Genomic DNA, 19,265 nt, shown 5'->3' on the forward strand with positions numbered 1-19,265 from the left:
GATTACTCTGACTGCAATGCTGCCAATTCGCGACAAAGAGGTGCTGTTTGTTGATACACTTTATGATAAACAGAATAAATCCGTTGATACTCCGTTACATTTTCTGCGATTGGCTGGATTACTGACCCATACTTTACAAAAGCCTTCACACAAGCCGCTTCGTCAGGATAAAGTCCGCTTCCGATTGCCGCTAACATCGCGGCCCCCATGCCGGGACCTTGCTCTGTGGATAATGTTGTGATCTCTGCAGCAAAAATATCCGCCTGCATCTGAAGCCACTCTTTGTTTTTCGCACCCCCACCAACAGAAACGATTTTGCTAAATTTCCGTTTTGCTTCTTCTTCCATGATCAGTTGAGAGTCTTTCAGAGAAAAAGTGATGCCTTCCAAGACCGCTCGGCTGAAATGCCGACGTCGGTGATGGGTATCTATCCCTATGAAGCTTCCTCTGACAGTGCTGTCCGTATAAGGAGTTCGTTCACCAACAATATAAGGGGTGAACAGCAGACCATCTGCTCCGGGAGAAACCTCCCCAATATCTGCTAGCAATTCGGAGAAGTCTACTCCTTCTGCGAATGTATCTCGGTACCAACTTAGTGAGTTACCGGCAGCTAGTGTGACACCCATCGAGTATTGTTTTTTTGCCACTGCATGATTGAAAACATGCAATTTCCCTTGGTAATCAACGTTCTGCGCTTCAAAAGATAAGAATACACCGCTAGTACCGATCGATACCATCCCAATGCCTTCGTCAATAATCCCAGATCCTAGCGCGGCACATGCGTTATCGGCGCCGCCTGCAAAGATTTTGACTTCTTTTTCAAAGCCAAATTCTGTTTGTAAATCAGGGACCAGTGTCCCGACTTCAGCTGCTGATTCAAAAAGTGTCGGTAAGATTTCTTCTGGAATAGCAAACTTGTTGAGGATTTCTGCAGACCAACAGCTCTTCTCACTGTCCAGTAGTAATGTCCCAGCAGCATCCGAATAATCCATTGAATAGGTACCTGATAGCCACAATGCTAAGAAATCTTTCGGCAGCATCAAGTGCTGGACCTTCTGCCAGTTCTCAGGCTCATGTTCTTGAACCCAACAGATTTTAGGTAATGTGAATCCTTCTAGTGCAATGTTCTTTGTGATTGAAAGAATCTCTGGCATCTCTTCCATGATTCGCTGACATTGCTTCGTCGTCCGAACATCGTTCCACAAAATTGCTGGTCGAATGACCTTGTTTTGTTCGTCTAGCAAGACTAAACTGTGCATTTGTCCTGAAAAGCTGATGCCGATCAATTTTTTGCGCAACTCAGGCACTTTATCGATCAACGCTTTGATAACTGCATGAGCCGCTTGACGCCAATGATTAGGATCTTGCTCACTGAATCCAGGTCGGGGGGACGACAATGGATAGTCTGCACTAGCAGTGTTAATCAGATTCCCTGAGTGATCAAAAACCAATCCTTTCAAAGAACTCGTTCCTAGATCCAGTCCTAGTAAATAAGCCATATTCTTCTCCTTTGCTACTGATGAAATTCTTATTTGTTATGGTTTACAAAATATTGCTTTTAGGTTAATTTGCTTAAAAAACTAACTAATTGGATAGTAAACGACCCATCCATTTTTGTCAAGCGCTTTCAATAGTTATTTGAGACTTTTTTAAGCACCTAACTGAGGAATATCTCCTTTTACAGATAAACTTGCACTTTATTAATTTGCACGGTAAACTAACATTACTATAGACGAAGAAGGAGATACTATGATTATTAACAAAATGGGCATCCGAGAGCAGAATGAAGCTGCCGTCCTGAAAACCATCATTGATAACGAACATATTTCTAGAGCTGAAGTTTCCAACTTAACGAATCTTAACAAAGCCTCTGTTTCGCAAATAATGAAAAAATTGATTGAAACCGATTTTGTCAAAGAAGTAGGAATTGGTGATTCCACATCGATTGGCGGACGCAAACCTATCCAGCTTCAGTTCAATCATCAAAGCAGCTTAGCGATTACGTTTGATATTGGTTATAATTATGTCAATGGCATGCTATCTTATATCAATGGTCAACGAATAGCCATTTTGGAAAAACAAGATATCTTGATTACAAAAGACAACGTATTCACCACGATTGATTCGATAATGGCAGAATTTACCCCCAAGATGCCTCCTACTACCCATGGATTGGTTGGTATTTGTTTAGCGATCCACGGTATCGTTAATCAGGAGAACATCACTTTTACACCCTATTATGATCTGGAACACATTGATTTGGTCTCTCCCCTTAGTCAGAAATACCATACCGCAGTCTATATCGAAAATGAAGCAAATTTGACTGCATTAGGAGAGTATTGCTTTTCGTCTGATTCAACTAATCTGCTCAGTGTCAGTATTCATAGCGGCATCGGTGTCGGCATTATTGTAAATGGACGTTTACAGACAGGAACTCACGGAACAGCTGGAGAAGTGGGTCATTCTACATTGTTCCCTCATGGAAACCTTTGTCCTTGTGGAAATCGCGGGTGTTTAGAGCAATACGCTTCTAATAAAGTTTTATTCGATACCTACAGTCACTATACAAAAAAAGAGCTTGTCAATTCAGATATTTTTGCAAAGGCTATTCGTTCTGGCGAGAAATCAGCGCTTGAACTAGCACAACAAAATGTCGAATTTTTGAGTATCGGCTTAAATAATGTCATTACATTTTTCGATCCTGAAGAGGTTTATATCAACAGCTCTGTCTATCGCAAAATCCCTCAATTGACCAAAGACCTGCAACAAAAATTAACCAGTCAGTTCACTCAGAATACGAAAATCAAAAACAGTCGTTTGGGCGAACAGGCACCTCTGTTCGGTGGTAATGTTCTGATTGCCAAGAACTTCTTAAACATTGAAGATCTGCGCTTTCCAACGATTGATTTCCTTTAATCCATAAAAATTTTTTTCTGATACAGAAAATCCACTCATTCATTTAGCCACCGTATAACTTCAATAAGTGGCAACACAACAAATGGACTGGGGCATAAGTTTGGGTAGCTGACTGTCGCTGCGCTGCAGGAGTACTCTGTGCTCCTGCACAATTTCATACGTGTTCTCCTGTCAGATACTTTGGTTCTCATTCTTTATTTTTCCTTATATCATACAGTGCCAGCAAGACAATATTGAACCCCCCTCATCAATCCCTTCTCCCAGCGGCTTACTCTTTTATGTCTCCTGCAGTGATCCCGCCAACGATATATTTCGACTGCAATCATTTACTCCTATTCAAAATCAAAAGGTCTATTCCCCTTCTAAAAAAGGAATAGACCTACAAAGTCAGAATTGCTTGAATTTTCCCCATTGCTTTTGATCATTACTCATCTTGGTTCTTTAGTTTTGTCTTTTTTAGTCTTGCCCTTATTGGAAGGCTTGATTTTCCTTCTGATACAAAAAGACCGAATAGCGTTAACGTCACGCCTAGTAGTTTCACTAAACTGATCCCTTCTCCTAGGATAAGAAAAGAAGCAAATAATGTCGTCACAGGAACCAAATAAATATAGAGGCCAGCCATAACAGCACCTAGCTGTTCGACGGTGTAATTCCATAGAACGAAGCACAACGCGGAAGCCCCCAGTCCAAGAAACAGCAGATAAAGCAGATTGTCCGTTTGAAGCAATTTATCTAACGAAAGGGAACTTTTCGTCAAAAAGAACAGCGGCATAATAAATAGAATGCCATATAGGAAGATCATTTTCGTCGTGTCGATCACGGAATGTCCCCAACTAGCGATCTTTTTGACCAACAGTGAATAGACCATCCACATCAGGGCGGCTGCTATAGCTAAAAAGTCGCCAAAGGGATGAAACGAAAGATTTCCTGCAAAGCTGATCAGAAAAATACCACAAAAAGAAAGCAAAAAACCAATAAAGAATGTTCCCTTTAATTTCGTTCGATAAATGAGAGCAGAGGCTAAGCCAATGAAGAGTGGAGAAATGGAAACAATCACCGCAACATTCGATGTACTTGTATAACTTAAAGCTATGTTCTCTAAAAAGAAATAAAAACAAACGCCAGATATTCCTGCTGCCATCAAATAAAGATGTTGACGAAAGTGATAGTGTATCCTGCTAAATTTGGATAACACACTCAACGCCACTAGTCCGATGATAAATCGTAAAAATAATATCGCCGTGGGTGAAAAATCAATCAGCAGCAGTTTTGTGGCAATAAAAGTTGTTGACCAGAAGAAAACCGTGATCAAGGCAGTGACATGGGGATTCTTAAATAAATGATTCATTCTGTACTCCTTAAATACATTTTTTGATATTGTTTTGGTGTCAGCCCAATAAAGCTTTTGAATACATTGGAGAAATGACTTTGATCGGAGAAATTCGTCATCAACGCCACTTCTGATAAGGACTGCTGTTTTGCCAGTAATTTCTTTGCTTCATCAATTCGGATCGATAACAGATACCGATAAGGTGTCATGCCATAGTTTTTTGTAAATTGATGAATGAAAGAACTTTTTTTCAAATTCGTCAACGCAACGAGATTCTCTAAACGAATGTCTTCTGTATAATTTTTTTGTAAATGATGGCAAACATTTTCTAACAGGACATTTTCAACGGGTTCATTCTGATACCCTTCTGCTGTATAGGCAAGTAAGTTTTCAATAAGCAAATACATCAATTCCTCTCGATATAGAGGTGATTTCTTTGAAAGAATCGCTTGGTACAATTCTTCGACTAGTTCTCCTGTGCTATTGTTTCGCAGGATGACTTGACTAAAATAAGGCAGATCCTTTTTGCCGGTAATTTCTTTTACCACTTGTGTCATTGCTTGCTTGGAAATGTTGAGGGCGTGGTAGGTAATTTCTTGGTTCTCCAGACTTTGGCAGCTATGAGGCTGATAGGGATTGAATAAATTCAGATCGCCTTTTTCGAGGATTTGTGTCTCTCCGCAATACAGCTTTCTTCTTCCTGCTAACAAAATACCCACTACATAATAATCATGAAAATGGAGGGGAAAGCTCTTTTGATACTTTTCTAACGCATAGGCCTCAATGCCAACTATTTCATCATAGTGAACCTTTTTCATACTGTTCCTCCTTTTCTATCTATTTTAGCATTGAACCTTTCGATTTCTTGTAAAATATTCCATGCTTTTCTCGGAATCATCCTACATTTAACCTTTCCAGACCCTATTTATGAACCAACGAAAAAGCAGATAAAAGAAAGATCGCCTTTCCTCTATCTGCTTTAATTGTTTGATCCGCTCTTCTAGTTTGGATTTACCAGACATTTTATAGGCGCACGCTCACGGAAAAATCATCCCTCAAAGCCATTATTGTCAGAGACTTGCTTGAACCAATATCCTGATTTCTTGATACTCCGTTTGCGGTCATTTTCTAAATCAACAGAAATAAAGCCATATCGATTTTTGTAAGCATTGGTCCATGACCAGTTGTCCATGCAGGTCCACATGTGGTAGCCTAGGCAATTTGCCCCTTCTTGAATTGCTTGATGAACATATTTCAAATGCTCTGAGACAAATTCAATCCGATAGTCATCATGAATCATCCCATCTTCACCTAAGAAACGACGTTCATTTTCAACCCCCATGCCATTTTCGGAGATAAAGCACGGCAGGTTGCCATAGTTATCCCGCAGGTTGATCAGGATATCGTAAATGCCTTTTTCATAGATTTCCCAACCACGATAAGGATTCATTTTTTTGCCTGGCATATCATACACATCAAAATAATTTTCTGGCATTGGCTCTGCTGCAGAATCGACAGGCGTTTCTTTCGCTTTGATCCGCCGTGGCTGATAATAGTTGACCCCCAACAAATCGACAGTATTATTTTTGATGATGTCGAGATCGCTCGCTTGCATCTCAGGTACCATGTCTAATTCTTTCACGATTTTCACCAGTTCTTCTGGGAAAATTCCTTTGACCGCAGGATCAAGAAATGAACGATTGAAAAAAGCATCCGCGATTTCTGCTGCTCGAACATCTTCGGGATTATTACTGTCTCTTGGATAACTTGGAGTTAGATTCAGTATGATGCCGATTTGACCAGTTTGCCCACTTTCATGGTAAGCCTTGATCGCCAAAGCGGAAGCCAATGCTTCATTAAATCCGACTTGAATGGCATGTTTCATGTTACTTTCTTCTGGATAATGCAATTGATACAAATAGCCCGCCTCAACAGGAACGATCGGTTCATTATGAGTAAACCATTTTTTGACTTTATCCCCAAACAAGTCGAAACATGTCTTGGCATATCTGGCATATGCCTCCACAGTCTCTCGCTGGAGCCAGCCGCCTTTTTCTTGTAATGCCATTGGCATATCAAAGTGATACAGATTGACAAATGGTTCGATCCCATTGTTGATCAATTCATCAAAATAATCATTATAAAAAGAAACAGCTTTAGGATTGACTGCCCCCGTTCCATCAGGAATCAAACGGCTCCATTGAATCGAAGTCCGAAAAGAGTTATGGCCGGTTTCAACCATCAATTGGACATCCTCTTTGTAGTTGAGATAGACTTCCGATGCTTTGTCTGGACCTACTTGATCAAAAAATTTTTCCGGTTCTTTGGCATACCAGTAATCAAAAATATTCTCGCCTTTACCGTCCCCGGCTACCCGACCTTCTGTCTGTGGGCCGCTTGCTGCGGAACCCCACCAAAAATTTTCTGGAAATTGAACCTTCATGTTTCTGCTCCCTTCGGTAATCCTAGTAATTGATTATCCATTAAGACCACTTGTTTTTCAGTGGCCGCTTTTCCCATTTTGATTCGTTCTAAGACAAGTTCTGCGGCTTTCTCCCCCATTTTTTCTGCTGGCGGATTCACAGTTATTTGCGGCAACAAACTCTGTTCTGCTTCAGAAAGATAATCATAGTGACCAAAGGCGATATCTTTTCCAACGATCAGTCTCTTTTGATTGAAACATTCCAAAGCCCCCACTGACATGTTGTAGTTACTGACAAAAATTGCAGTCGCTCCCCATGCGACTAATTCTTCAGTTCCCCGATAACCGCTTTGTCTTGTGTAGTCCCCCACCACGATTTTCATTTCTGCTTCATTGTTTGCCATAGCAGCTTGCGCACCAAACAGTCGTTCTCTCGCAGTGTGATCCGACTGTGGAGCGGAAAGATAACCGATTTTTTTATGTCCAGCTGCTAAATAATGGTTGATGACGTCAAAAACACTTTGACGGTCGTTCAATAAGAGAACATCGGCGATTCCTTGTGTCTCAGGATGATTCAAAAAGACAATGGGTATCTGAATGTCCTGCCATTTCAACAAATCAAACTTTTTTTCATCAGAAAAGAAAACAATCAATCCGTCGACAGCATGCTGCAATAAATAATCGAGTTTGTCATGGTCCTCTTTGCTATTCGTAAAACCACTCAGCAAAATACTATAGCCATTTTCTTCCGCGACTTTCTCGATACCAGAAACAACTTCCGAGCCAAAACGACTGGAGATGCGATTCATCAATAAGCCAAATGAATAGCTACGATTGTTCTTTAAACCCTTCGCAATAATATTCTCTTTGTAGTCAAGCGACTCAATAGCAGCAGCAATCTTTTCTCTGTTCAATTGTTTCAGCTGATGTCCATTCAAATATCGGGAAACAGTCCCTACAGAAACACCTGCTAATTGCGCAACATCTCGAATCGAAGCCATGTTTCTCACCTTTCTCTGATGCCATTTTTCACGATCCATTTTCTAATGATTATGAATCGCTGGATTCATTGATTTGCTTTTGGTAACGAGTGTTGATCCCCTTCACGATCTAATAAAAATCATCAGCTTGTTAAAAAATTGAACCGGTTCAATTTTAAACTATAGCACGTTTCTGTAGAATTGCAATCTTTTTTTTGGATGCGTATTCATTTTCTCTTTCCACTAAATTCCGAAAAAAAGAAAAAGATGAATGGTCTGCAAGATGTCTCAAGAGCTAGTCAGCACCATTCATCTAGATTAAACCAAACAATGTCCCGCTTATCCAAGTAATTGATTGGCTAGTAAAAAGTCTTTGACTTCGGTTAAATCAGTAAAACGCCGAACACCTTGAAAGAGCGCCTCTTTGTCGATGATTGGTTGTTTGCTCAATGGGTATCTTCCTTTTCTTGTCGGTAAGTCTGTCAAATCATCTTCGACCATAAACGCTGAGATGCCCGCTTTTTCAGCAGCAGCTATCCCGGCAAACGAGTCTTCTAAGACTAAGGCATCTTTTGGGAGAACCTTCGCCTGACGACAAGCCGTCAAAAAAATTTCCGGATCGGGCTTTCCTTGCTTGACTTGATCGCCAGCTACGATGATATCAAAGGTAGACGGCATCTTTTCTAGCTCAAAATAGGTGGCGATTTTTTCTCGGGAAGAAGAGGAGGCTAATGCGATTTGGCAGGTGTGCTGCTTCAGCTCCTTTAGTAAATCGAGCAAACCTGGCTTTTTGTAGACTCTTTTTTCTTCGGCTAAAATGGCTTCTTTGTATCGGTTCATCGAATCCCGCCATTGGTCGACAGGGACATCGCCGTACAACTCTTTCATTCCTTGACGAATCTCGGCTTCTCTTTTCCCGGTCAAATAATAATAGACATCGTGGATCAATTCAAAATCGTGTTCTTCAGCAGATTTTAGATAGGCACGGTAGGCAAGTCGTCCTGTTTCAAACATTAAGCCATCCATGTCAAAAATTACTAGTTGGATTGTGTTCATTCGCTTTCTCCTACTTTATTTTAAAAAAGAGCCATGCGTCTAGCATTAGATCGCACCGCTCTTCGTTTTGATACTCAGGTCGATTCAAGAATTGCTTTTAAGGATGCTAAATGTGCATCCCCTTGCTCATAATCTCTGACCAGCTCTTCTGAAAGGATGAAAGAACCCCCAACTGCGATTACTTGCGGATGAGCAAGGTAGTCTTGGCAATTGTCCTTAGAGATTCCGCCAGTTGGCAAAAATCGAACATCATAGAAGGGACCGCTTAACGCTTTGATTGCTTGTAACCCGCCATAAATATCTGCTGGAAAAAATTTCACAGTTTTGATCCCAAACGATACGGCTTTCTGAATATCATTTGGTGTCGCTGTTCCTGGAAAAATCGGAATCTGATTCTTTAGACAGTGATCGATAACTTCTGGAACAATAGCTGGAGAGACAATAAACTGGGCCCCCTTTGCTACCGCTTGTTGGGCTTCTTCAAGTGTTCTCACCGTGCCGGCTCCCACGAGCAACTTCCCTGAGCGTGCTAAGTGTTCGATTGCTTTTAACGCCAGTTCGCTGCGGAAAGTCACTTCAATCAAACGAATATCATGTTTAATCAATAATTCTTCTAGTGGATCTAGCAACGACATGTCTATGGCGGTATAAAGCGGTAAAACTTTCGTAGCCGCTAAATGTTCGGTCAATGATTCGACGTTTGCCATTCTATTCCCCCGCTTTCTGATCAATTTCTGCAGACATTTGCGATTTGACAACCGCTTCATGCAGTCCTTGCAAGTAACTAATCCCCAAAGCTCGATCATACAGACCATATCCTGGCATTGCTACTTCCCCCCAGATCGTTCGCCCATGATCTGGACGAATCACTCCAGTAAATCCTACATCCACCAAGGCTTTCATAATGGCATACATATCTAGTGAACCTTCTGTAGACAAGTGTGCAGACTCTTTGAATTTGCGGTCTCCCATAAAGAGAACGTTTCGGAAATGTACAAAATTAATTCGGTCGCCAACCTCATGGATGATCGACACTAGTTCATTTTTCGGATCGGCGCCTAACGAACCAGTGCATAGCGTCAATCCATTATAAGGAGAGTCAACAATAGACAATATTTTTTTCAAGTCAGACAAGTTTTTGGTGATTCGCGGCAAGCCGAAGATCTCCCAAGGCGGGTCATCCGGATGGATGGCCATTTTAACATTCATTTCTTCGCAAACAGGAATAATTCGTTTCAGAAAATAAGCCAAGTTATCGAAAAGAACCTCTTCTGTCACTCCGTCATAAGTCTTCATCAGCTGATTGAATTTCTTTAACCGTTCTTCTTCCCAACCAGGCAGCTTGAATCCTTTTGATTGGCTGTGGATCAATGTGTACATTTCGCTAGGTTCCATCCCATCAACCACTGCTTGGTCATACAGCAATGAGAAACTGCCATCCTCATTTTCATAAAAAAGATTGGTTTTTGCCCAACCAAAAATCGGCTTAAAACTATAACAAATCAGATGTATGCCACAAGCAGAAAGATTTTTGATCGTCTGAATGTAATGATCGATGTAGTGATCCCGTTCTTCTGTTCCTGCCTTGATCGCGTCATGGATCGCCACACTTTCGATTCCTAGTAATGTCAGTTCTTCTTTTTCGATTGATTGTTTTAATTCCTCAATTTCGGCAATTTCCCAAATATCTCCTGGCAGTTTGTTTAACAAGGTGCCGATGACCCCATTGATGCCAGGTATTTGACGGACATTTTGCAAAGGAATCGAGTCTCCTTCGCCATACCATCTAAAGCCCCATTTCATAGTCAACATCCTTTCTTAAAAATCATCATCGTCATCCTCATCGCCAGCAGCTGGCGTCTCATTCGAGATATGCCAAAAAGCAACACTATCTTCTCCTTGATCGATCACTGCTTGTGCCGCTGATGCAATTGGTGTTTGCAGTAATTGATGATTGATTGCTTCTAACACCATCGGCAAGTTGGTACCGCCAATAACGTAAACTTCTTCTTGCAGCTCTTTTTCTAACTGATTGATCGTCAAAACTGACTGGTTGTAAGGGCTAGCGCTCAGTAAGTCTACTAAGATCAGCACCCCTTCTTGTTGATTGACTTGATGTACCGCGGTACTGATTTTTTCTCCCAGTGCTTGAACATCATCTCCTTGATACAAATTGACTGTCGCTATATTTTCGACTGCTCCCATGATGACTGTTGCCGCATCTTTCAGTCCATCGCTTAATGTGCCATGAGTAGCAAGTACGATTCCCAACATTGTCATTCCTCCTTTGTCTCCCTGCATGGATTTCCATGCAAAACGTTTACTGTAACAAGGCAATCGTCTTGTTTACATTTTCCATATTGATGTCTTTTTGCCTTAATAATTGTTTAGGCAGATAATATCCCTCTGTTGATTCCTTATTTCCGCTGATCACATAATTGATTGTTGCATGGATTCCTTCTTCTTGAAGGATTCCGAGTCGTGCTAATTGTTTGCGATCAAACTCTGTTCCTACTACATGTAGAGGTGCTTTGGCACCAACAGAATCCAGATAATAAATCGTAGCCTTGCGTTTGGCTGAGTCTCGCAAAACTTCTAATCCTCGTTCGCCATAGCTTCCTTCATCCAAGAACGCAAACGCAGTGTTTTGTCGTTCATTTTCACTGATTAAAGCCAATAATGCCAAAACCGAAGAAGTATTTCTCGTTAAGTTTTTCTGGAAGACCGCCCCTTTTACCACTTTTCCCAATAAAAGAAAGTACGAACCAAATGCCAGAACTAAGAAAAATGTTTGCCAAGAAAAAAGTACAAAACCGTCAGCAGCAAATTGACTATAGAACCATGTCGCTACTGCGCCGATCCCAATCGTTATGAATGAGCTGACAAGAATAAAATTCATTGTTTGACGACCTTGCGCCTTTCGATCAAAAAAATGATAAGCGCCAAAATGTTGCGGCGGTGTATCATAATACGTACAAATGATTCGATCTGCTTGAGCAATATCTCCGATGTAAACATTTCTCGAAGCTGCTTTATGTTTCAAATCATATTCGATTACGCGAATATCTTTTCTTATTTGTGAGATATCTGTCACTAAAGCATTTAGGAATCTTTTTTTGCTGCGGTCACTTAAGCGAGAACGATAAATATAGCGGTAACGAAACAGCCAATCATTGAAACGGTCTTTCTGCATCTTTTTCATCTCCCATTCTTCGAAGGATCCAGCACGTTTTCAACAGCCTTTGAGCTAGCAACCATCAAATGACCGTTGCTTTTTTGTTATTGATGGAACTAGCTCAGTTGCTGTATTTGGCAGTTATAATCCGAATTGTTTCAAGACCTCTTTTAAAGAGGATTTAGGAGCAGAAGGTGTTGCTTGGAAATAGATGTTTTCGACTCCATAGTGTTCATTCATTTCCTTTAATCTTGCGGCATCTGCTTTATTCAAGTAGACGGATTTTGTGACTAACAGATCTTTTTCTGGATCTTTCTGTGCGATCCCGCCAATGTTCAACTCTTTCATTGGCACACCATGGGTGACCAGATCATAAATCACACTGATGGTTTTTGCGATCAGGATGCAGTTGTACTCTTTAAACGCATATTCATCCCAATAAAATTTTGCTTTTTCTGGTGTCACGACAATCGTTTTTTGTCCTGTGCGACTGCCGGCATTTTTGTATAGATCTCGCATGAATTTATCCTTAGCAACCACTTCATCAACGACGAAGATAGAGTTGACCCCGCTTTTTTGAGACAACGTCATCATGACTTGCCCATGAATCAACCGTTCATCCACACGTGCTAAATTTACTACACCCATTGTTTTCCACTTCCTTTTCTATAAAATCCCTACGCCGGCTAGAATGATCAAGATCAAAGTCAGCCAGAGCAGTGCTTGCGTAACTTTTAAGCCTTTTTTCGTATAGAACCAATAAACACCCATTACAACAGCCAATGGCAAGATACCTGGAACAATCTGGTCAAGAATATCTTGAATGATAAATTCTCGTCCTGAAATATCAAATTTCAGCGAAGAAGAAACATTGACATAGTTTCCAGCTAAGACCCCCATCATAAACAACCCGAGAACAGACAACGTTTCGATTGCTGTCTGAACACCGGTGCTTTGCATCAATCCGGTCGCGTTTCGTCCCATTGCAAAAGCTTGTCGAGCAAAAAATACACCTAAAAATGCTTGGTATAAAGCGAAACAGACAAATGGGAACAATGCACCTAGCGGACTTCCCTGCTGGGCCCATGGGACAGCGATCGCAATAAAGATATACTGTACTGTTCCAGAATCGATCGCATCACCGATCCCTGCTAAAGCACCCATCAACCCTGCTTTTGTGTTGTACATCAAATCATCTTGCATCAGAACTTCTTTGTTTTCATGTTCTTCTTCTGCCCGCTGCTGTTCCATAGAAGACATCAGGCCTGTGATCACGCCGCCCCCCCAGCTCAATTGCGTGTTGAAAAAGAGCAGTTGCCGCTTATAGGCAGCCTTGAGGGCGTCTTCGTTCTTATATAATTTTCGTAAAATCGGCATCATTGCGTATAAAAGTGACGGTGCCAGATAGCGTTCAAATGAATGAGGGATCTCGTTGGCAAAGTGCCAGCGAAGATATGCTTTCGTGACATCTTTTTTTGTGATCTCCTCTGGAGCGATCTGTGTTGCTTTCACTGATTCTGTCATTTTTTCCTTCCTCCTTGTTTCTTAGAATCCATCATCGTAATCGTCCTCATCAAAGGATGCATTGGACGTATTCGTTTCAGCAGCTGGAGCTAATTTTCCTTTTTGTGATTGTACAAAGATCAATGCGATCAGAACACCAAAGATTGCGTAAGTAACCATAGTGATTTCCAATGATTTCAGTACGACACTCATAAAATAGGCAAGGAAAAAGAAAACCATGTAATCTTTCCGACCAATGACATAAACAGTCGTTGCAATCCCGATCGCTGCCAAGCCACCACCTACTACCTCCAGAATATGGATGACGACAGTCCCTTCAAGGGCATTGATGACATCAGCGATCAGTGGTGCACCCAGATAAAGTGCGATGAAAACAAGCGGTACAAATAAAATAAATGAGGCCAACGTTGGATACAAAATGATCGAACGAGTAATTGCTTTTGTATTCATGTCTTCCACTGCTTTATCCGTATATTTCCCTAAAAATGTATTGATAAAGAACCGGAACTGATACAAATAACTGCCTAAAAGTCCCACTGGGACAGCAACTGCGATCGCCGCTTCGGGCTTCAGATTACCTAATAATGCTACCGGTACAGCAATAGCCGCAGCAATCGATGGTTCAGCTGGCATTGAGCCGCCGGGAGAGAAGACCCCCATATAAATCATCTGTAGTGCAGCAGTAACGATCATCGCCTGCGCTACATCCCCCATCACGATCCCAACAACCAACCCAGTCATCAATGGCGAGAAACGAAGGGTTAGTGTTGCCCCACCACCAAGCCATCTAGACATGACTGCCGCAACCCATAAAGCAATCAGTAAACTCTGTGTAATGCTTAAAGTTTCCATTTTTCCTCCTCCTAAACCTGCTCGATATAGTTTTCTAAATCTAAAAGTGCTTTTTTCAGCCGTTCTTTCGTTATAGAAACCGGAATCAGATGAACTTTCTCTTTTGAATCAACAAATGCCACCAACTGATCGATCACTTGCGGGTCTTCTGGATAGATCCCCATTTGATGCAGGGACATTGGCAACTGCAATTCTCGATAAAACGGCAATAACTGATCAATGACCGTCCATCTTTCTTCAATCGCTAATTGATAAAAAATGCCGTAAGCAACTTTTTCACCATGCAAAAACTGATGACTTGCTGGTAGATATTTGCTGATTGCGTCATGCATCGCATGGGCTGCCGCATTGCGGGCGTATTTGTCACCCAATCCACCAACTAAACCGGCAACTGCAAACACAATCTCTGACAAGTGAATGAATTCTTCTGTTACCTTTTGCTCTTCCATATCTTGGATTGCTTGTTTTGACTGAGATACAATCGCTTTCTCGCATAGTTTGGCTGTGTAGCCAGCCAATTGTAGAAAAGGCTCATGTTGAAGCTGTGGTTGCGCCAAAATTGTTTCTGATTCATACCACTTTGCTAAGGTATCTGCTAGTCCAGCAATAAAGTAGGAAACTGGCGCATCAATCACTAGTGTCGGATCTGTAATCAAAAAAGCTGCTTGCCGCAAGAAGTGCTCTGACATTCCTTCAGATTCGCCGTTTTCTTTATACATCACAGCTAACGGTGTCCATGGTGCACAATTACTTGCTAAGGTTGGCACGACACCAAATGGCGTATTGGTCAGATGGGCTGCGTACCCGACCAAATCGGTCAATTTTCCGCCGCCGACACCGATGATAAAGTCAATGTGATGTGCTTCTACTTGATCTTTGATCAAATTTGCACCGTAGTAACTGCATTCCCCAGTATACTGATGATAAAAAACATCCTGGGGCGCCTCGTTGATAAAAGTCAATTTGGGTTGCGCTTTTTGCCATGAAATCGAGCCATGAACGATTAATAATCGTTTGGCTTGATATTCTTGCAGCAGCTCTGGAATATGGGCTAATGCACCTTCATGGTAACGATAAAACTGAGGACCAACTTTTACTTTTAAATCAGTTAACATTTCCTTCCCTCCTTATGAGAAAACAAGAAAATCGCTTTGATCTTGAACAGCTCGTTCTGGTAATTGCCCTTGAATGATCTGTTCGATGTCCGTCACACATTTTTCTCCCATCTGTTCGAGACACTCCATTGTGTAAGCAGACGTATGAGGTGTCATGATTACGTTATCAAATGCCAGGTATGGGTGATCCTTGCGCCCCGGTTCTTCTTCTAAAACATCTGTCGCTAAGCCAGCGATCTTCCCGGATTTTAAACCGTTTACAATTGCTTGTTCATCTAAAAGTGCTCCGCGAGCACTATTTGACAAATATACTTGGTCTTTCATTTTTTCAATTTCTTTGGTTGAAATCATATGATAATTTTCATCTGTCAAATTGGCACACAGACAAATGATGTCTGAACGAGTCAGTAACTCATCTAACTCAACTTTCTTCCCGCCATAACTTTGTATGTGGAGTGCTGATTGATAGGGATCATAGGCTAATACCTCACAGCGAAACCCATTGCGCAAAATCTCCACGACACAACTTCCTGTGTTGCCTACACCTATGACACCTACTGTTTTATTGAACAATGCTCGCCCGACGAATTTGGCTCGTGACTCCCATTGATCTTGCCGAACTTTCACAGATGACTCTACGGTACACCGCAAAAGCGCCAACAGATTCGTCACATTATTTTCTGCCACCGCATCTCGTTCCACCAATGCTGGGATGATCGAAACGATCGTTTGACGGTTACGTGCAGCTTCTAGATCGATATTGTTGTAGCCAATACCATGACGAGTGATCAATAATAGCTCATCTTTGTGTTCAAAAAATTCCTCTGTAAAGTGAGGCGTCACACTGGCGATGATCAGATTATAACCTTGTAAACGTTGCGCCAATTCCTTCCCGGAAATGTCACTTTCCACATCAAAATGAGTCACTGTGCCGATTTTTTCGAGCCTCTGGATATGTTGAGGAAATATTTTGCCAAAACTACTAGAGTTGACTATCGCAATGTTATACTCAAGCATCCTAAGTCTCCTTCCTTTATTCCGTTTTTGTTACGATTTCGTGTCCGCCAAATCCATTTCTCAGCGCAGACACCACTTTTGCTGAGAAGCTGTCTTGTTCTTGTGATAAATTTCTCATGAAAAGACTTAATGCAATTGTTGGAACGGCAACGTCCAGTTCCAGTGCTGTTTCCACCGTCCATTTGGCTTCTCCTGAAGCAGCAACGATACCCCGATATTCTTCTAAGTGGGGGCTGTTGGAAAATTGTGCTTCGGCAATCTCCATCAACCAGCTGCGGATTACCGATCCGTGGTTCCAGACATGGGCTACTGCTGCTAAATCAAAAGCATACTCACTCTGCTCAATCAGTTGGAACCCTTCACCGATTGCTTGCATCATGCCATATTCGATCCCGTTGTGGATCATCTTCAAGAAATGACCGCTTCCTGATGCGCCTGCATAAAGATATCCGCCTTCAATAGCAACATTTTTGAATACTTGTTCGATCGAATGAAAGGCATTTAAGTCGCCGCCGACCATCAGACAAGCATTCTTGCGCGCACCGGAGATTCCTCCTGAAGTGCCGCAATCCAAATAGGCAACCTCTTTGTCTGCAAATTGTTTCCCTCGTCGAATCGAATCTTTATAATTTGAATTTCCACCTTCTATCACGATATCTTCTGGTAAAACAAGTGGCAGCAAGTCTTTTAGTACCGATTCTGTGATTTCCCCTGCTGGCAGCATCAGCCAGATGACTCGTTTGCCAGTAAATGAAGCGACCATTTGGCTGATAGTCTCATATGTTTCTATTCCCTCCCTTCGTGCAGCAAGTCGTGCTTGTTCTGAAAGATCCAGCCCTTTCGTTCGATAGCCATGATCTTTTAAATTGCTTGCTAAGTTCAAGCCCATTTTGCCAAGACCGATAATACCAATCTCCATGATAGCGCCTCCATTTCTATCTTCATTATACAAAAAAATATTTTTTTGTAAATATAAATAATAAAAAATATTTTTTATTTGCATTTCTTTGGAAATCGTTGTACTTTAAAAATGAAGGCTTCGGAATGTATTGAAAAAGGAGAAAAACACTATGACTATATCGATTCGCTTAAAAATCAAGACCCTCTATAAAGACTTAAGCCCCAAAGAACAAGCAATCGCCGATTACATACTCGAAAACCCCAGTAAGGTTAGCCATAGTTCCATTAGTGATTTAGCAAATGAGCTAGGAATGGCGGATTCGACATTTTTTCAATTTACAAAAAAACTTGGTTACAACGGTTTTAAAGACTTTAAGATGGCCATGTTGATGCAAGAAAATGATTTATCCGCCATCTCTTTCCACGAAAATATTCAGCAATCAGATAACGAGCTGACCATGGCGCGCAAAGTCTTTGATTCCAACCTCACCACATTGACCGATACGCGAAAACTACTGCAAGAAGAAGATTTGAAACAAGCCGTCCAAATGATCGACAGTGCCAAGCGATTGTTCTTTTTTGGCGTAGGCGGTTCTGAAATCGTTGCAGCTGATGCATACCATAAATTCTTGCGCTCACCGATTTCTGTCGTTCACAGTGCGGATTATCACATTCAGTTGATGGAAGCAGCGTTACTGACCCCAGAAGATTGTGCCCTGTTGATTTCTCATACGGGTAAATCGAAAGAAACGATTGAACTTGCGCAAGTCGCCAAAGATTGCGGCGCCAAAGTTATCGTTATTACCAGTCACGCAGCATCTCCGCTAGCCAAATTAGGGGATGTCGTATTTATTTCTGTTTCCGAAGAGATCGAATTTCGTTCAGAAGCTCTTGCTTCCAGAATCTCTCAACTAAGTATCATCGATTCGCTCTATGTGATTTTGATGTTTATCAACCGCAACAAATCCCAAGACTCCATTGCGAAAGTTCGACGTACGATTTCTAAAATCAAAGAATAGCCTTCTTTAAATAGCGTAGCAGCCTAATCTTTAAAACCTTTCAATCATGTACTAATGGGTTATGAAAAAGTAATTTCCTCTGCTCTCCTTTCTTTGGACTTCAGAGGATTGATGGCTAGTCTAAATAAAAACCAAAGCTAACGATTAAAGTTCTGATACCGTCTAAGCATAAGCGTGTTCGATTTTTAGTCCATGATAATAGAAAAAAGCAGACTGTCTTTCCTCATAGAAAAACAGTCTGCTTTCTCTTGTTAAAAATCCTCACAAGTCGCGATGATCCCTTAAGCGATAACCGAGACCAATCTCAGTGATCAAGTATTCGGGACTGATGGTATTGGTCTCGATCTTTTTTCGTATATTTGACATATTGACCCGCAATACTTGCGGATCAGTGCCATAAGGTCCCCAAACTTCTGTCGCCAACGTTTGGTACGTTACGACTTTGCCTAGATGTTGGAACAAAACAGTTAAAATTCGGTACTCATTTTTGGTTAAATGGATCTCTGTTCCGGCCTTAGCCAAAAGCTGCCTTTCAGTATCAAGTGTTAATTCACCATTCTTGATGACTAGCGGCATTGGCTCTTGCTTCCGATGCCTGAATGCTGTGCGGATCCTTGCAAGCAATTCATTCATACCAAATGGCTTGGTCACATAATCATCCGCACCAAGATCCAACGCTTTGACTTTCTCGCTTTCATTGCTGCGAGCTGAAATCACGATCAATGGCACCGCCATCCGTTTGCGAATGATTTTCAATAACTCCATGCCGTCAATATCGGGTAGTCCTAGGTCAAGTAAAATCAAATCAAAGGATTGTTCCTGAAAAATCGTCAGAGCAGCCATTCCAGTCTCTGCTACTCGAATATGATACCTTTCTTTTTCTAAAACGACTTCCATAAAATCGGCGATCGTCGGATCGTCTTCAATCAGCAAGACAGTTCTTCCCATGATGCCCACCT

General features: G+C 41.5%; 19 protein-coding genes. 2 read left to right on the plus strand and 17 right to left on the minus strand.

Translation table 11 applies throughout. From position 1 onward, the window contains the following. Positions 1–2 precede the first annotated feature (2 nt). Positions 3–1,499, minus strand: coding sequence for a xylulokinase (gene xylB, locus EGX73_RS01850; protein ID WP_123866673.1), 1,497 nt, complete (start codon positions 1,497–1,499; stop codon positions 3–5). Between the two features lie 250 nt (positions 1,500–1,749). On the opposite strand from xylB, the gene EGX73_RS01855 reads away from it, so the two are divergent. Continuing rightward, on the plus strand, positions 1,750–2,916 hold the full coding sequence (locus EGX73_RS01855) for an ROK family transcriptional regulator (protein ID WP_003125592.1): 1,167 nt from the start codon (positions 1,750–1,752) through the stop codon (positions 2,914–2,916). Positions 2,917–3,340: 424 nt separating this feature from the next. Here the strand turns inward: EGX73_RS01855 and EGX73_RS01860 are convergent, their stop codons facing one another. The 15 genes from EGX73_RS01860 to gnd all read right to left on the minus strand — a co-directional run bounded on the left by EGX73_RS01860 (position 3,341) and on the right by gnd (position 17,306). Beyond that, on the minus strand, positions 3,341–4,264 hold the full coding sequence (locus EGX73_RS01860) for a DMT family transporter (protein ID WP_003125591.1): 924 nt from the start codon (positions 4,262–4,264) through the stop codon (positions 3,341–3,343). Beyond that, positions 4,261–5,064 carry an AraC family transcriptional regulator gene (locus EGX73_RS01865; RefSeq protein ID WP_003125590.1) on the minus strand — a complete coding sequence of 268 codons (804 nt, stop codon included), beginning with the start codon at positions 5,062–5,064 and terminating at the stop codon, positions 4,261–4,263. The genes EGX73_RS01860 and EGX73_RS01865 overlap by 4 nt, the downstream gene beginning before the upstream one ends. A 230-nt stretch (positions 5,065–5,294) precedes the next feature. Continuing rightward, on the minus strand, positions 5,295–6,689 hold the full coding sequence (locus tag EGX73_RS01870) for a glycoside hydrolase family 1 protein (RefSeq protein WP_123866674.1): 1,395 nt from the start codon (positions 6,687–6,689) through the stop codon (positions 5,295–5,297). Then, positions 6,686–7,669, minus strand: coding sequence for a LacI family DNA-binding transcriptional regulator (locus tag EGX73_RS01875; protein WP_123866675.1), 984 nt, complete (start codon positions 7,667–7,669; stop codon positions 6,686–6,688). The genes EGX73_RS01870 and EGX73_RS01875 overlap by 4 nt, the downstream gene beginning before the upstream one ends. Positions 7,670–7,987: 318 nt before the next feature. Beyond that, positions 7,988–8,704: an HAD family phosphatase gene (locus EGX73_RS01880; protein ID WP_021150364.1), complete on the minus strand. Its 717-nt coding sequence runs from the start codon at positions 8,702–8,704 to the stop codon at positions 7,988–7,990. A gap of 74 nt (positions 8,705–8,778) precedes the next feature. Further along, entirely contained in the window at positions 8,779–9,411 is a 633-nt protein-coding gene (locus tag EGX73_RS01885) for a bifunctional 4-hydroxy-2-oxoglutarate aldolase/2-dehydro-3-deoxy-phosphogluconate aldolase (protein ID WP_003125585.1), read from the minus strand. Between the two features lies 1 nt (position 9,412). Continuing rightward, complete coding sequence (uxuA, locus tag EGX73_RS01890; RefSeq protein ID WP_003125584.1) at positions 9,413–10,507, minus strand: mannonate dehydratase; 1,095 nt, start codon at positions 10,505–10,507, stop codon at positions 9,413–9,415. A gap of 15 nt (positions 10,508–10,522) precedes the next feature. After that, on the minus strand, positions 10,523–10,978 hold the full coding sequence (locus EGX73_RS01895; RefSeq protein WP_003125583.1) for a PTS sugar transporter subunit IIA: 456 nt from the start codon (positions 10,976–10,978) through the stop codon (positions 10,523–10,525). Between the two features lie 46 nt (positions 10,979–11,024). Next, positions 11,025–11,897, minus strand: a complete 873-nt coding sequence (locus tag EGX73_RS01900) for a hypothetical protein (RefSeq protein WP_165483323.1) — start codon at positions 11,895–11,897, stop codon at positions 11,025–11,027. A gap of 123 nt (positions 11,898–12,020) precedes the next feature. Next, positions 12,021–12,527, minus strand: a complete 507-nt coding sequence (locus tag EGX73_RS01905) for a PTS sugar transporter subunit IIB (protein ID WP_003125581.1) — start codon at positions 12,525–12,527, stop codon at positions 12,021–12,023. Positions 12,528–12,545: 18 nt separating this feature from the next. Further along, on the minus strand, positions 12,546–13,403 hold the full coding sequence (locus EGX73_RS01910) for a PTS system mannose/fructose/sorbose family transporter subunit IID (protein WP_003125580.1): 858 nt from the start codon (positions 13,401–13,403) through the stop codon (positions 12,546–12,548). 21 nt (positions 13,404–13,424) lie between these two features. After that, entirely contained in the window at positions 13,425–14,255 is an 831-nt protein-coding gene (locus EGX73_RS01915) for a PTS sugar transporter subunit IIC (RefSeq protein ID WP_003125578.1), read from the minus strand. 11 nt (positions 14,256–14,266) lie between these two features. Continuing rightward, on the minus strand, positions 14,267–15,370 hold the full coding sequence (locus EGX73_RS01920) for an iron-containing alcohol dehydrogenase family protein (protein WP_021150369.1): 1,104 nt from the start codon (positions 15,368–15,370) through the stop codon (positions 14,267–14,269). A gap of 12 nt (positions 15,371–15,382) precedes the next feature. Next, positions 15,383–16,387, minus strand: a complete 1,005-nt coding sequence (locus tag EGX73_RS01925; protein ID WP_123866676.1) for a D-isomer specific 2-hydroxyacid dehydrogenase family protein — start codon at positions 16,385–16,387, stop codon at positions 15,383–15,385. A 16-nt stretch (positions 16,388–16,403) separates the two neighbouring features. Then, positions 16,404–17,306: a phosphogluconate dehydrogenase (NAD(+)-dependent, decarboxylating) gene (gene gnd, locus EGX73_RS01930; RefSeq protein WP_123866677.1), complete on the minus strand. Its 903-nt coding sequence runs from the start codon at positions 17,304–17,306 to the stop codon at positions 16,404–16,406. Between the two features lie 151 nt (positions 17,307–17,457). Here gnd and EGX73_RS01935 point away from each other — a divergent pair, with 151 nt between their 5' ends. Further along, on the plus strand, positions 17,458–18,306 hold the full coding sequence (locus tag EGX73_RS01935; RefSeq protein ID WP_003125570.1) for a MurR/RpiR family transcriptional regulator: 849 nt from the start codon (positions 17,458–17,460) through the stop codon (positions 18,304–18,306). 261 nt (positions 18,307–18,567) lie between these two features. Here the strand turns inward: EGX73_RS01935 and EGX73_RS01940 are convergent, their stop codons facing one another. After that, complete coding sequence (locus EGX73_RS01940) at positions 18,568–19,254, minus strand: response regulator transcription factor (protein ID WP_123866678.1); 687 nt, start codon at positions 19,252–19,254, stop codon at positions 18,568–18,570. Positions 19,255–19,265 lie beyond the last annotated feature (11 nt).

Origin of the sequence: Enterococcus sp. FDAARGOS_553 (assembly GCF_003812305.1) — a bacterium.
Taxonomy (GTDB): Bacteria; Bacillota; Bacilli; order Lactobacillales; family Enterococcaceae; genus Enterococcus_D; species Enterococcus_D gallinarum.